The sequence below is a fragment of the Microbacterium sp. NRRL B-14842 genome (assembly GCF_050470785.1).
Genome location: NZ_JBFLUM010000001.1, coordinates 3,147,482 through 3,161,108, shown reverse-complemented (window position 1 = coordinate 3,161,108; position 13,627 = coordinate 3,147,482). Strand labels below are relative to the sequence as shown.

General features: G+C 65.9%; 14 protein-coding genes. 3 read left to right on the top strand and 11 right to left on the bottom strand.

The genetic code is table 11. The features are described from left to right. The first annotated feature begins 48 nt into the window (after positions 1–48). The gene (trxB, locus tag AB1285_RS15405) at positions 49–1,023 is read left to right on the top strand and encodes a thioredoxin-disulfide reductase (RefSeq protein WP_280567630.1); all 975 of its coding nucleotides are present in this window, start codon (positions 49–51) and stop codon (positions 1,021–1,023) included. A gap of 68 nt (positions 1,024–1,091) precedes the next feature. Then, the gene (trxA, locus tag AB1285_RS15400) at positions 1,092–1,415 is read left to right on the top strand and encodes a thioredoxin (protein WP_025102859.1); all 324 of its coding nucleotides are present in this window, start codon (positions 1,092–1,094) and stop codon (positions 1,413–1,415) included. A gap of 71 nt (positions 1,416–1,486) precedes the next feature. Here the strand turns inward: trxA and AB1285_RS15395 are convergent, their stop codons facing one another. The 11 genes from AB1285_RS15395 to rpmH all read right to left on the bottom strand — a co-directional run bounded on the left by AB1285_RS15395 (position 1,487) and on the right by rpmH (position 11,787). After that, positions 1,487–2,011, bottom strand: a complete 525-nt coding sequence (locus tag AB1285_RS15395) for a GrpB family protein (protein ID WP_370428211.1) — start codon at positions 2,009–2,011, stop codon at positions 1,487–1,489. 6 nt (positions 2,012–2,017) lie between these two features. Then, entirely contained in the window at positions 2,018–2,353 is a 336-nt protein-coding gene (locus tag AB1285_RS15390; protein ID WP_025102860.1) for a hypothetical protein, read from the bottom strand. Between the two features lie 9 nt (positions 2,354–2,362). After that, positions 2,363–3,811, bottom strand: a complete 1,449-nt coding sequence (locus tag AB1285_RS15385) for a sugar porter family MFS transporter (RefSeq protein ID WP_187662780.1) — start codon at positions 3,809–3,811, stop codon at positions 2,363–2,365. A gap of 61 nt (positions 3,812–3,872) precedes the next feature. Next, a complete protein-coding gene (locus tag AB1285_RS15380) occupies positions 3,873–4,847 on the bottom strand; it encodes a ParB/RepB/Spo0J family partition protein (RefSeq protein WP_187662781.1) in 975 nt (324 codons plus the stop codon). After that, positions 4,847–5,770: a ParA family protein gene (locus AB1285_RS15375; RefSeq protein WP_232089132.1), complete on the bottom strand. Its 924-nt coding sequence runs from the start codon at positions 5,768–5,770 to the stop codon at positions 4,847–4,849. The genes AB1285_RS15380 and AB1285_RS15375 overlap by 1 nt, the downstream gene beginning before the upstream one ends. 2,941 nt (positions 5,771–8,711) lie before the next feature. Next, positions 8,712–9,359 (bottom strand): 16S rRNA (guanine(527)-N(7))-methyltransferase RsmG, encoded by a 648-nt coding sequence (rsmG, locus tag AB1285_RS15370; protein WP_280567620.1) that lies wholly within the window; start codon positions 9,357–9,359, stop codon positions 8,712–8,714. Positions 9,360–9,383: 24 nt separating this feature from the next. Further along, positions 9,384–9,875 (bottom strand): protein jag, encoded by a 492-nt coding sequence (locus AB1285_RS15365; protein ID WP_187662783.1) that lies wholly within the window; start codon positions 9,873–9,875, stop codon positions 9,384–9,386. Then, positions 9,872–10,942 carry a membrane protein insertase YidC gene (gene yidC, locus AB1285_RS15360; protein WP_187662784.1) on the bottom strand — a complete coding sequence of 357 codons (1,071 nt, stop codon included), beginning with the start codon at positions 10,940–10,942 and terminating at the stop codon, positions 9,872–9,874. Before yidC ends, AB1285_RS15365 begins: the two co-directional genes overlap by 4 nt. 3 nt (positions 10,943–10,945) lie before the next feature. Continuing rightward, positions 10,946–11,296, bottom strand: coding sequence for a membrane protein insertion efficiency factor YidD (gene yidD / locus AB1285_RS15355; RefSeq protein WP_370428210.1), 351 nt, complete (start codon positions 11,294–11,296; stop codon positions 10,946–10,948). Beyond that, the gene (gene rnpA / locus AB1285_RS15350; RefSeq protein WP_187662786.1) at positions 11,293–11,643 is read right to left on the bottom strand and encodes a ribonuclease P protein component; all 351 of its coding nucleotides are present in this window, start codon (positions 11,641–11,643) and stop codon (positions 11,293–11,295) included. Before rnpA ends, yidD begins: the two co-directional genes overlap by 4 nt. Positions 11,644–11,649: 6 nt before the next feature. Then, positions 11,650–11,787: a 50S ribosomal protein L34 gene (gene rpmH, locus AB1285_RS15345; RefSeq protein ID WP_022879826.1), complete on the bottom strand. Its 138-nt coding sequence runs from the start codon at positions 11,785–11,787 to the stop codon at positions 11,650–11,652. 314 nt (positions 11,788–12,101) lie between these two features. Here rpmH and dnaA point away from each other — a divergent pair, with 314 nt between their 5' ends. Continuing rightward, positions 12,102–13,493: a chromosomal replication initiator protein DnaA gene (gene dnaA / locus AB1285_RS15340; protein WP_187662787.1), complete on the top strand. Its 1,392-nt coding sequence runs from the start codon at positions 12,102–12,104 to the stop codon at positions 13,491–13,493. Positions 13,494–13,627 lie beyond the last annotated feature (134 nt).

Below are 13,627 nucleotides of genomic sequence, written 5' to 3'. Positions count from 1 at the left end.
AAGCAGTCGGACGTCTTTCGACGGCACCGCCTTTCTAACGGAGATCACATGCGTCAGGTCATCATCATCGGCTCCGGCCCCGCCGGATTCACGGCTGCCATCTACGCGGCGCGCGCGAACCTGGAGCCGCTCCTCATCGCGAGCTCCGTCGAGGTCGGCGGCGAGCTCATGAACACGACCGAGGTGGAGAACTACCCCGGCTTCCCGGAGGGCATCCAGGGCCCTGAGCTCATGGCGAAGTTCCAGGAGCAGGCCGAGAAGTTCGGCACCGAGGTGCTCTACGACGACGTCACGGAGCTCGATGTCGCCGGTCCCGTCAAGAAGGTCACCCTCGGTTCGGGTGCCACCCACGAGGCCAAGACGATCATCTACGCCACCGGTTCGGCCTACCGCAAGCTCGGCATCGAGGGCGAGGAGCGCCTCTCCGGCTTCGGCGTCTCCTGGTGCGCCACCTGCGACGGCTTCTTCTTCCGTCAGAAGACCATCGCGGTCGTCGGCGGCGGCGACTCGGCGATGGAGGAGGCGACCTTCCTCACCCGATTCGCCGACAAGGTGTACGTCATCCACCGCAAGGACTCCCTCCGCGCCTCGAAGATCATGCAGGAGCGCGCCTTCGCGAACGAGAAGATCGAGTTCGTGTGGAACAGCGAGGTCGTCGAGATCCTGGGCGACACCGCCGTCTCCGGCGTGCAGCTGCGTTCCACGGAGGACGGGTCGCTGCGCGACCTCCCTCTCGACGGCCTGTTCATCGCGATCGGCAACGACCCGCGCACGCACCTCGTCCACGAGAAGCTCGAGCTCACGCCCGAGGGGACGATCTGGGTCGACGGACGCTCCTCGCGGACGTCGGTCCCCGGTGTCTTCGCCGCCGGTGACGTGATCGACCCCACCTACCGCCAGGCCATCACCGCCGCCGGGACGGGCACGATCGCGGCTCTCGACGCCGAGCACTTCCTCGCCGACCTCGAGGACGCGTCCGTCGAGGTCCCCGCGGCCGAGGCCGCCGAGGTCATCACGGCCTGACCAGGGCCGGGAACACTTTCCCCCCGCCCGTTGTTGCAACAGGCGAACCTCGAACAAGGAGAACTCTGATGAGTGCAAAGGCAACGAGCCAGGCGACCTGGGAGCAGGACGTGCTGCAGGCCGATGGTCCCGTGCTGGTGGACTTCTGGGCCGAGTGGTGCGGTCCGTGTCGTATGGTCGCGCCGGTGCTGGACGAGATCCAGTCCGACAACCCCGACAAGATCACCATCCTCAAGCTCAACGTGGACGAGAACCCGGAGCTGGCCATGAAGTACCAGATCACGTCGATCCCGGCGATGAAGGTCTTCCAGGGCGGAGAGGTCAAGACGACGATCATCGGCGCCAAGCCGAAGTTCGCTCTCGAGCAGGATCTCGCCGCTTTCCTCGGCTGATCCCCACGACCACGAGAAGGGCCGCGCCTCCGGGCGCGGCCCTTCTCGCATGCTCGGCCAGCCTAGGGTGATCAGCGCTTGTCGTACACGTCCACCGGCTCGAGCCCGCGTGCTGCCCGCGCCCTGTCGACGATCTCCTGGATGACAGCGGTCTTCGCTGCGTTGTAGGAGGAGTTCCGCTCCTCCGCCGCCCGCGCTGCGTCGTGCTTGACGCGTTCGTATCGCTCCGCATCGTCCGGGTGCGCGCACAACCAGTCCCGCAGAAGGCGCTGTGGCACGTCATCCCATTCGGCTGCCGTGAAGAAGTGTGCGATGGCGAGGCGCTCCCCGGCCGCCTCCATGATCATCACCGGATGAGTGCGAATTCCGCTGCCGGTGCGCCATCCCACCGCCTCCAAGGCGGACCGGCACGCGTCGAACTCCCCTCGCGTCTGCACGCGCACCGCCAGGTCGACGATCGGTTTCGCGCTCATCCCGGGAATGGCCGTCGATCCGATGTGCTCGACGATCCAGCCGTCCGCCCCGGCAGCGCGGATCGATGCCGCGAACTCCTCGAATCGCTGCGGCCACGACGGGTCGTAGGGAACGAGGAGCATCGGTCGTCAGGAGGCGTCGGCGATGCGGGGGTCCCAGCGACGATGGCGCTGCTTCTCGTCCAGGAGTCCCCAGACGGCTGGTGTGAGCTCCGGGTACTCCAGGGCGATCTGACGCAGCACCCGGTAATGCCGCGCGGCGTTGGGACGTACCCCGTCGTTCGCGGCGATGTTGTCGGCGCGCAGCAGGTAGACGACGAGTTCGTCGACACTGGGCAGCTCCTCCATGAACTCCCAGGGGTCCTCACCGCCGAGCAGGCGCTCCTGGACGAGGACGGCGAGTTCGTCCGAGGCCTCGGCGCGCAGCACTTCCAGGCTGGCGCGACGGGGGACGGACTCGGTCATCCCTCCAGCCTACGCGCGTGCGCGACGGGGTCGGCGCTCCACCTTCGCATCCTCGCTCATGTCCTCGAGCTCGCGGCCCTTGGTCTCCGGCACCTTGAAGAACACGAAGAAGAACGACAGCAACGCGAAGAACGCGTAGAAGCCGTACGCGAAGGTGAGGCCGATCTCGGCGAACGCCGGGAACGTCGTCGAGATGAAGAAGTTCGCCACCCACTGCGCCGCGGCGGCCACGGCCAGGGCACCGGCACGGATCGAGTTCGGGAAGATCTCGCCCAGGAGGACCCACACGAGCGGTCCCCAGCTCGCACCGAAGAACACCACGAAGCCGTTGGCGCAGACGAGGGCGACGGTCGCCCACGGGTCGGGAAGCGTCGCGGTGCCCGAGGCATCCAGCGTGCCGAACGAGAAGGCGAGCGCCATGAGTCCGAGGGTCACCGTCATGCCGACGGAGCCGACGAGCAGCATGATCCGGCGTCCGATCCGGTCGACGAGCAGGATCGCGACGATCGTGACGACGATGTTGGTCACAGAGGTGATGACGGAGGTCAGGAGAGCGCTGGACTCGTCGAATCCGACCGACTGCCACAGTGTCGTGGAGTAGTAGAAGATCACGTTGATGCCGACGAACTGCTGGAACACCGACAGCAGGATGCCGACCCACACGATCGGCTTGAGGCCGAGACGGCTGCCTCGCAGATCTCGCAGCGACTCGGAGCGCTCCGTGTCGATCGTGCCCGTGATCTCCTTGATCTTCGCCTCGGTGTCGATCGTCCCCGTGACGGTCTGGAGCACTTCCGCGGCACGCTTCACTTCGCCCTTGCGCACCAGGTAGCGCGGGGATTCCGGCAGCCGGAGCGACATCAACCCGTAGACGAGCGCGGGGATGGCCGCGACCATGAACATCCATCGCCAGGCGGTCAGGCCCCAGAGCGGCTGGTCGGCCTCCCCCGCGATGCCGGCGAGCAGGGCGTCCGACAGCAGGGCGGCGAAGATGCCGAGGACGATGGCGAGCTGCTGCAACGAGCCCAGACGACCGCGGATCGCAGCGGGAGACACCTCCGCAATGTAGGCGGGGGCGATCACCGAAGCCGCGCCGACGCCGAGTCCGCCGATCACACGCCAGACGATGAGGTCGACGACGCTGAACGCGAGTCCGGAGCCGATCGCCGAGACGAAGAACATCGCCGCGGCGACAACCATCACCGGGATGCGTCCGAACTTGTTCGACACCGGGCCGGCGAACCAGGCGCCGACCGCACAGCCGATCAGGGCGGAGGAGACAGCGAAGCCCTTGAGACCCGTGCCGAGGTCGAACCCTGAGACATCTCCCGCCAGGGCGTCGACAGCACCGTTGATCACCGCGGTGTCGAATCCGAAGAGGAATCCGCCCAGAGCCGCCGCAATACTGACGGCGATCACGCGACGCTTGATACTCGCTGGATCAGCTGGTCTGGACATGACATCCCCCTCGCATCGACAAGATGACGCGAGTCTATGTCACCCCCGACCAGGGGCGGGGTCAGCGCGCGGAGCCGTATCCTTCTTCGCCGAGCTCCTCGAGAATGCGGTTCAGGTCCTGGATCGAAGCGAAATCGATCGTGACCTGGCCTTTCCGAGCGCCCAGTGCGATCCGGACGCGGGTGTTGAGCCGGTCCCCCAGCTTGCCGGCGACCTCATCCAGGTACGCCCGCCGCGCCCCGGGCGTGGGCTTGGGAGTCTTCCCTGCGGAGGGCTGGGACTTGGCCGCCTCTTCCGTGGCACGGACGGAGAGGTCTTCGTTGACGACCTTGTCCGCCAGGCGCTGCATGGCCTCCGGCGAGTCCACGCTCAGGATCGCGCGCGCGTGTCCGGCGGTCAGGACACCAGCGGCCACCCGCTGCTGCACGGGGACAGGAAGCTTGAGCAGGCGGATGGTGTTGCTGATCTGCGGACGGGAACGACCGATGCGCGTCGCGAGCTCCTCCTGCGTGATGCCGAAATCGTCGAGGAGCTGCTGGTAGGCCGATGCCTCTTCCAACGGGTTCAGCTCCGAGCGGTGGAGGTTCTCCAGGAGCGCGTCCCGCAGCAGGTCCTCATCGGCGGTATCCCGGACGATGGCCGGGATCGACTCGAGTCCGGCCTCGCGGGCAGCCCGCGTGCGCCGCTCCCCCATGATGAGTTCGTACTCGCCGTCGCTGTTCTTCCGGACCACCACCGGCTGCAGCACGCCGAACTCGCGGACGCTGTGCACGAGCTCCGCGAGGTCCTCCGGGTTGAAGTGCGTGCGCGGCTGGCGGGGGTTGGGGACGATCGCCTGCGGGTCGACCTGGATCAGGTGGATCCCGGGCACCGCCTCGAGCTCAGCCTCGGGTGCCGCGTCGGCGTTCGCGGAGGGAGCCTCGGGTGCCGGAGCGATCTTCGCGCCCGGGAAGAACACGTCGACAGGACGTTCGGCCTGGTCCGCCGTCGGGATGAGGGCGCCGATGCCGCGGCCGAGTCCAGTGCGCTTCGCCATTATTTCTCCTTGCTCTGCGTCTGTCGCGACGCGATCTCGACGGCGGCCTCACGGTAGGCGATCGCTCCGGCGGACTGACCGTCGTAGGCGATGACCGTCTGGCCGAAACTGGGGGCTTCCGATACGCGTACGGACCGCGGTATCACGGTGTCCAACACCTGTGACGGGAAGTGCGAGCGCACTTCCTCCGCAACCTGCTGCGCCAGACGCGTCCGCCCGTCGAACATAGTCAGGAGGATCGTCGAGAGATGGAGGCTCGGATTCAGGTGCTTCTGGATCATCTGGATGCTGCCGAGCAGCTGGCTCAGGCCTTCCAGGGCGTAGTACTCGCACTGGATCGGGATGAAGACCTCGTTCGCCGCGGTGAACGCGTTGATCGTGAGGAGTCCGAGCGATGGGGGGCAATCGATGATGACGAAGTCGACAGGGTTGTCGACGAGGTAGTCCTTCAGAGCACGGCGAAGTCGGTGCTCCCGGGCGACCTGTGCGACGAGTTCGATCTCGGCACCCGCGAGGTGGATGGTGCTCGGCGCACAGAAGAGATTGGGGCTCTCCGGACTGGGCTGCACGATCTCCGCGAGCGGGAACTCGTCGATGAGGACGTCATAGACGCTCGGTGTGTCGGCATTGTGTGGCACCCCGAGCGCCGTGGAGGCGTTCCCCTGAGGGTCCAGGTCGATGACGAGCACCTTCGCACCCAGACCTGCCAATGCCGAAGCGATGTTGACGGCGCTCGTGGTCTTACCCACGCCACCTTTCTGGTTCGACACCGTCAGGATTCGCGTGTCTCCCCCGAACTCCACGGTGACTGCTTCGAGCGCGCGGCGACGAACGGAGAGATCCGCGATTTCTCGCGCGAGGGGGGTGTCCATCCCGAACGATTCGTTCGACGATGCCTTCTCGGACTGTTTCACGTGAAACATCCACTCCTTTCGGGGCCGCGTTCCACTCTAATCGCAGCGACCGACGTCGGATCACAGGCACGACCGGGCGGCAGAGGTGCTTCCCGTCCGCGCACTTCCGCATACACGCGGACAGTCAGCTCCGGTGAGGTTCGTTTCACGTGAAACGACGGCTTCAGCACGGCCCGCTGAACGCGGCTTTCGTCACCGGTGGCTTCGCGCAACTCCATCGACGAAAGGCGAAGGGACGCCCCCAGCGCTGACACCGGGGTCCCCTGCTGAGACGGATGTCTGAATCACGCGACTGGGGTCCCTACCGCTCCACCGAAGCGTGCTCGCGAGCCGACCTCGTGCCCCTCCTCTCGATGAGAGCGCCTGGCGGTCCGGCGTAGCTTCTTCGCGTCGTCCGGTTCGACGCCACATTTCTCGAGGCCCAGTCCCGCGCTCGCAAACCTCAGCCTCCCCACCTCACTCGGGTACCTTGTCGCAGCTTCCCACGCGGGGTGCCTGCCGCGGTCAGGCGAATCCGCGACCGCGTCCTTGTGGATAGCCCCTGCCTACACCCTCGAGCCACCGCTGTGCCGGGCACCTCCCCCGCAGGACGCGGATCCTTCACGCGTGCACCCTCGGCCGGGAGGACGCCAGCGTCACGCGGCACCGATCCGGTCCGCTCGCGCCCCGTGCCCCGTGTGACAGCGCAACAGGCGCGTCGCGTCGTTCTGGCCCCTCCATGACCTGCCTGCCCGCACAACTCGCGGAGCATCACACCGCTGCCTCCTCCAGCGTCCTAGCCGGCAGGTGGACGAAGGATCGCGCCGCATGGGGGCACCGACCCCCAATGTGGCCCGTCCCTTCGCCCTTTGCGACGGCTCGTCTCCCGTGAATCCGCCGCCCGGTCGCGGTCTGTTTCACGTGAAACACAACCCCTCCTGACCTGTTCACATCCGTTCGCCATCTCGGGCACGCACAGCAGCACGTGTTCCCAGCCGCTGCTCGGGTCGCCCCACGACGACGGAGCAAACCTGGGAGCAGTTCTGGCGCGGAAGGATTTCCCTTCACGGCGATGCCCATCGAACGACGTGGCGTCGCCCATCCACGCACACCACTCGGCATGCGTGCCCGAAGTGTGTGGAACGACCGTCGCTCAAGAGCCATCTGCGTCACGCTAGCGATAGCCCCCGGCGGCAGCTCCTCCACGGGAAGGCCGATCACCGGGCCCCTCCCACTCATCGAGGGACACCGTTGAGCATCAAGGCCAGTCCGGTTGTCCGGGGTCATTCCCCGGACGAAACACGAGCGAGGCATGAGCGCCTCTGCCGCAGCGGTCAAAAGCTCCAAAGCCCAGTCCCGCGTCAAGGCACTCACCGGCCCCCTCCACACATGGACACACACCATCCAATACCAGGCCTGCACCGGTTACACCCCGTCTCCCCCGACGACACTCGAGACCAGGCACGAGGGATCCGATAGCGCCGCAGAAAGGTTCAGAGGCCACTCCTCCGAAGAAGGCCACTCACCGGGTGCCTTTACACGTCGACACACCATCGAACGCCAGGGCCCGGCCTGGTTGCCCCGAGTCGTCATTGACCAAGCACGGGACGAAGTATCGCGCCGCCCCCCGCCGCAGAACCCGGCGACACCATCACACTCTCCCAAGAGAAAGCCACCCGCCGGCTCCAGTCCAGGCTTCGAGGCACACCCCGAACGTCACTGACAGGACTGGTGGCACCATGTCCGTTTCAGACGGCAGAGGAAACGAGGCACCGAGGCACCCCCTGCGGTAGCTTCGCCGAGCGGATGACCTTCTTGCCTGTCGACGCCCCCGCGGGGGACCTCCACTGCCGCAGCGACCTGCAGGAGCCAGCGGTACGACCCAGTCGACTCTGACGAGGGCTCCCCCCGACGACGGATGACACGTTCGCCCCGTGCCGCGCTCACCGTCACCACACTCTGCGCACGCGCTGATGATCGGTGCCCCTCAGCGCAAGGACGGGCACTCAGGCACCGTGGGAGCCACACTGAGAACCGACTGTTTCACGTGAAACACTCATTCAAGATCGCTACGACTGAGGGATACCTCCTCCTCTACCGAATGCGCCATGGCAAACGGTCGGAGATCGTCAGCGGACGACGTAGGCGCGTGCGATAACTCGTCGAAGCGAATCGCGGGACGTTTCACGTGAAACGGTTGTGTGTCTGATGTGGCCACGCCGACCACGATCCCACCTCCTGCGTCTGCCTCACGGGAGGTTCTGCGATCCGCAGCCCACCACGCCGCGCCGTGAAGACAGCACACCCCGCTCGCTGACCCACAGCACGGGCAGGTGCCAGTGTCGAGCAGAAGGGCACTCAACGAGCAGTGCGTCCAATGACCTCGCAGGAGAACATCACTGTTGACCTACGGACCGCCCGGGGCAGCGCCCCACGCTCCTTGGCTCGATCAGTGGATGCCCCACCGGTCTCCACACGCGCTTTCCAGAAAGACCCGGGGACGCTGATGAGTACGCCCGTCCACAGCGCCGATGCCAAGGAGTTGTGTGGCGGCGCCCACCGATTCCCTCCTCCGAGGCCGGCCTCGGAGTCGTGATACTCGCCCCTGACCGCCTCAGCGAAGATGGTCCCGCGATGGAAGAAGCTCTACGCCCCCGAACCCAGCGCTCCCGACAACCGTGTCAGACAGAGGTCGATCGCCGATTCAGGTTCACCGTAACTGGAGCAACCAGGACACTGGCGTCGCTGAAGCACCCAGTGAACGCGATTCCCGACTCAGCGCCTTCGGAGCCGTGAGTAGCGTCCTACCGCACTGCACCGAGACTCGTTGTTGTTTCACGTGAAACATGGCCTGTCCGGGCGAACCTCATGCGTGAGCCGACACTACCTTTTCGGATCAGCCGATCAAGAGGTAATGCCCACCAAAGAAGGCCACTCTGACGGCAGAGTTTCACGTGAAACGACAATGTCCTCAGCGCACGTGGGCACGGACGACCCGGGTCGTCTCGGGAAGCAGTCCCTCGCCCAGAACCTCGACGCGAACGTCGGAGAGTGTGAACTTCGCGATCTGCTTCCGCGCCGCCTCGATCTCGTTCGCGGCGTTCATGCCCTTCAAGAGGGTGAGTTCACCACCATCGCGCACCAGTGGAGCCGTCAGTGGAATCAAGGTACGCAGCGCGCTCACCGCACGAGCCGTGACGACGTCGAAGGCACCCTTCGCACGGACGTCCTCCGCACGCGCCCGGAGGATGGTGACGTTCGAGAGCTCGAGATCGTTCACCTGCTCCGTCAACCAGTTGATCCGACGCTCCATCGGCTCGACCAGTGTCCACGACACATCGGGGCGGGCGATGGCGAGCACCAGACCGGGCAGTCCGGCCCCAGACCCGATGTCCGCCACGGAACCATGGAAGAGCGGTGCGGCGATCGCGCTGTTCAGGATGTGACGGGTCCACAGGCGGGGCAGTTCGAGCGGCCCGATCAGACCCCGCTCCTCCCCCTCACGGGCGAGGGAGTCCGTGAACCGCCGAGCGATCTCCAGGCGGTCTCCGAAAAGATCGGCAGCGACAGCCGGCTCCTGCTCGACGGTCTTCTCGCCGGAATCGTTCGTCTCAGACACCCGCCCGTACTCGCCTTCGGTACGTCAGTGACGACGCAGGACCGTGTGACGGTCCGCGCCCTCGCCGTACGACTCGGAGACGAGCCCTCGCTCGGCAGCGATGTCGTGGACCAGCTTGCGCTCGTAGCTCGACATCGCCGGCAGCGACGCCTGCGACGAGCCCTCATCGAGCTTGGCGGCCGCCGCCTCGACCAGGGTCACGAGCTGCCGGCGGCGCGTGTCGCGGGATCCTCCGATGTCGAGGATGAGACGCGAGAACGAGCCAGTCTTGTTCTGCACGGCGAGACGCGTGAGCTCCTGCAGCGCCTGCACCGTGTCCGGAGCGGAGAGCAGCGCGAGGCCGTCACCCTCGGCCTCGACCGAGACGTAGGCACGCCCCTGCCGGACATCGAGGTTCAGGTCGCCGTCGATGTCGGCGATGTCGAGCAGCTCCTCGAGGTAATCCGCGGCGACATCGCCTTCGTTCTCGAGCTGCGCCACAGTGGGCTCGGTGCTCCCGGTCACGACCTCACTCATGACGCGTTCCCCTTCTTCTTCGCGCGCTTCTTCCCTACCGGCTGCTGTCGCTTCGGTGCCTCAGCCTTCGCCTTCTCGGCCTGCTCCAGCAGACGCTGCTGCTCTGCCTCGTACACCGACATCGGCACGACCTTGCCCGAGGAATCGATGGCCTTGCCCTTACGCGCCAGACGCTCTTCGCGCGCCTTCGCCGCCTCCGAGCCCGGGGTGGGCATCTCACGGATGACGAGGAACTGCTGGCCCATGGTCCAGAGGTTCGAGATGAACCAGTACACGACGACACCGAGCGGGAAGAACACACCGGAGAAGATGAAGCCCAGCGGCAGCACATAGAGCATGATCTTCTGCATCTGGTACGCCTGGCCGGTCTTGGCCTCCGGCGAGAGGTTCTTCGAGATGATCTGCAGCTGGGTGAAGAACTGCGACGCGATCATCAGGACGACCAGGGTGACGAGGATGATGATCGCCGTGACGTTCTGCGCATCGATGGCGTTGCCCAGCGTCTCGTGCAGCGAAGCGACGCCGAAGAGCTTCGCGTCGTAGAACTCCTTCGTGAGCTCCGGGCTCAGCAGGCCGACGCCACCCACGTTGTCGCGGGCGTGCTTGCTGACGTCGCTCAGCACGCTGTATAGCGAGAAGAAGATCGGCATCTGCACGAGCAGCGGCAGACAGCTCGACATCGGCGTCGTGCCGTGCTTCTTGTACAGCGCCATCGTCTCGCGGCTCATCGCCTCACGAGAGAGCTGATCCTTCTTGCCGCGGTACTTCTCCTGAACTTTCCGCAGTTCAGGAGCGATTTCCATCATCTTGCGCTGGCTCTTGATCTGCTTCACGAACAGCGGGATGAGCGCTGCACGGACCACGATCACGAGGCCGACGATCGAGAGGACCCAGGTGATGCCCGAGGCCGCAGGAAGACCGACGGCGGTCAGCAGCCAATGCCAGGCGACGAGGATGAGCTCGACGACCCACTTCAGCGGCCACAGGATCGTGCCGAGCAGGTCGAATCCGCCGGATGCCGGCTCCGGGCTGGGGGTGGCACTGGCGAACAGAAGGTCAAGACCCACCGATCAGTCCTTTCGGGAGGGGACGACGAAACCGTGTGCGGTCAGGTCGTAGCGGAAGTGTCGGTGCGGTGTGACGTCGTCGACGCCTCCGCGAGACCAGGGATTGCAGCGGAGGATGCGCCACGCCGAGAGCAGAGCCCCCCCCACGGCGCCGTGCTGCTGCACCGCACCTACAGCGTAGGCGGAACAGGAGGGGTAGTACGCACATACGTCCCCGTACATCGGCGAGACCACCCTGCGGTACCCCGCCAGGAAGGCGAGCACGACGTTGCGTGGCAGGAGCGGGATGCTGCGAAGCACGTCGCGCCCGTGCATCTCCCCCGTCCCCACCGACGAGGCCGGCAACGCGGTCATGAGGCGGCCTCGGCCGGTGCGAGCCGCGCCAGGCAACGATGCACATCGCTGCGAAGCTCCGCGTAGGAGGCGGTCGCGGACGCAGGAAGGGCACGGATGACGACATCCGTGCCCTGAGGAACACGCGGGAGCGCCTCCGCACAGACGGCTTTGAGTCGCCGACGGACGGTGTTGCGCACCACGGCCGTGCCCACCTGCTTGCTGATGATGAAGCCGAACCGGGCGGCCCTGCTCTCGCCCGTCGCCAGCATGGAGGTGAGGACGCGGGCCCCGCCACAACGCGATCCGCGTCGAACGACCAGTCGGTAGTCGCTCCCGCGGGTCAAACGGAACGGGCGGGCGAGCACAGCTGCTTACGCGGAGAGCTCGGTACGGCCCTTCGCGCGGCGTGCCGAGAGGATGGCACGGCCGGCGCGGGTACGCATGCGGGCACGGAAGCCGTGCTTCTTGGCGCGACGACGGTTGTTGGGCTGGAAGGTGCGCTTGCTCATGAGATCACTCCGGGAATGCTGTCACCGGATTCACTTCGACCGGAGACATAGGGAACTGCCAAACAGGCATAAGTCAACCGACTAAGGGTACGTCTTGGCGGCGGACAGGGCAAATCTGCGACCTGTACCGCTTGTCATCCCATGCGTACCGCACAGCCATTATCCACAAGCCGGACGCATCCGCCACATCCAACACGCCCGCGTGTTTTCAAGGGCAGGTTGCCGTTCCGAGCCGGTGTGACTACCGTGGCATCCGAAGTTATCCACAGGGGAACGGCACGTCGACCCCGACCCGATCCGTCGTCCGGAGCACCATGTCCTCACCAGCCCAGCCCGAAGTCCCGATCTGGACCACGGTGCAGGAGCTGCTGGAAGCCGACGATCGGGTCACGCCGCAGCTCCAGGGCTTTCTGAGCCTCGCGGTGCCGGCCGGGGTGATGTCGGCGACCCTGTACCTCGAGGTGCCGAACGACCTCACCGCCGCCCAGATCAACAAGCGCCTCCGCCTGCCCATCATGGAGGCCCTCGCTCACGTCGGCGAAGAGGTCACGTCCTACCGGGTGGTCGTGAACCACGAACTCGCGGACCAGCCCACGGCCCCCATCGCGGTCGCCGACTTCGGTCGCCAGGAGCCGGTGCGCGCCGAGTCGCCGATGGAGCAGCCGACGGCGCTGCGCCACGAGTCCCGCCTCAACCCGAAGTACACCTTCGACAACTTCGTGATCGGCCAGTCCAACCGGTTCGCCCACGCGGCCGCCGTGGCCGTGGCCGAAGCTCCGGCCAAGGCCTACAACCCGCTCTTCATCTACGGCGACTCCGGACTGGGCAAGACACACCTCCTCCACGCCATCGGTGACTACGCGCAGTCCCTCTATGCCGGGGTGAAGGTGCGGTACGTATCGAGCGAGGAGTTCACGAACGACTTCATCAACTCCATCGCCAACAACCGCGGCGCCGCGTTCCAAGCGCGGTACCGCGACGTGGACATCCTCCTCATCGACGACATCCAGTTCCTCCAAGGACGGGCGGAGACGCAGGAGGCGTTCTTCCACACGTTCAACACGCTGCACGACCACAACAAGCAGGTCGTCATCACCAGCGATGTCGCACCGAAGCACCTGACCGGCTTCGAGGACCGCATGCGCAGCCGGTTCGAGTGGGGCCTCATCACCGACGTGCAGGCGCCCGACCTCGAGACCCGTATCGCCATCCTGCGGAAGAAGGCGCAGAGCGAGGCCCTCCACATCCCGGACGAGGTGCTCGAGTACATCGCCACGGTCGTGTCCTCGAACATCCGCGAGCTGGAGGGTGCACTCATCCGCGTCTCCGCGTTCGCGAGCCTGAACCGCTCTGCTCTCGACATCTCCCTGGCTCAGACCGTGCTGCGGGACATCATCGACACGGCCGAGGACAACATCATCTCGCCGACCGACATCATCACCGCGACCGCGCAGTACTTCAAGCTCACCGTCGACGACCTCTACGGCTCCAGCCGTTCGCAGCAGATCGCCACCGCACGGCAGATCGCCATGTACCTCTGCCGTGAGCGCACCAGCCTCTCCCTCCCGAAGATCGGTCAGCTCTTCGGCAACCGGGACCACACGACGGTCATGTACGCCTACAAGAAGATCAGCGAACTCATGAAGGAGCGTCGCTCGATCTACAACCAGGTGACCGAGATCACCACGCAGCTCGGTCGTCGCTGACGACCTGCACCCACGAGAGGGACGCCGCATCCGACACGGGACGGCGTCCCTCTCGGCGTTTCGGCGACATGCACCCGCCGGATAGATGCGTCTATGCACATGTGGATAACTTGTGGATGAACGTGGAACGCGCC

Coding starts and splice junctions, on each gene's coding strand:
- trxB (WP_280567630.1), top strand. CDS start 49: ATGCGTCAGGTCATCATCATCGGCTCCGGCCCCGCCGGATTCACGGCT.
- trxA (WP_025102859.1), top strand. CDS start 1,092: ATGAGTGCAAAGGCAACGAGCCAGGCGACCTGGGAGCAGGACGTGCTG.
- AB1285_RS15395 (WP_370428211.1), bottom strand. CDS start 2,011: ATGCTCCTCGTTCCCTACGACCCGTCGTGGCCGCAGCGATTCGAGGAG.
- AB1285_RS15390 (WP_025102860.1), bottom strand. CDS start 2,353: ATGACCGAGTCCGTCCCCCGTCGCGCCAGCCTGGAAGTGCTGCGCGCC.
- AB1285_RS15385 (WP_187662780.1), bottom strand. CDS start 3,811: ATGTCCAGACCAGCTGATCCAGCGAGTATCAAGCGTCGCGTGATCGCC.
- AB1285_RS15380 (WP_187662781.1), bottom strand. CDS start 4,847: ATGGCGAAGCGCACTGGACTCGGCCGCGGCATCGGCGCCCTCATCCCG.
- AB1285_RS15375 (WP_232089132.1), bottom strand. CDS start 5,770: ATGTTTCACGTGAAACAGTCCGAGAAGGCATCGTCGAACGAATCGTTC.
- AB1285_RS15365 (WP_187662783.1), bottom strand. CDS start 9,875: ATGAGTGAGGTCGTGACCGGGAGCACCGAGCCCACTGTGGCGCAGCTC.
- yidD (WP_370428210.1), bottom strand. CDS start 11,296: ATGACCGCGTTGCCGGCCTCGTCGGTGGGGACGGGGGAGATGCACGGG.
- rpmH (WP_022879826.1), bottom strand. CDS start 11,787: ATGAGCAAGCGCACCTTCCAGCCCAACAACCGTCGTCGCGCCAAGAAG.
- dnaA (WP_187662787.1), top strand. CDS start 12,102: ATGTCCTCACCAGCCCAGCCCGAAGTCCCGATCTGGACCACGGTGCAG.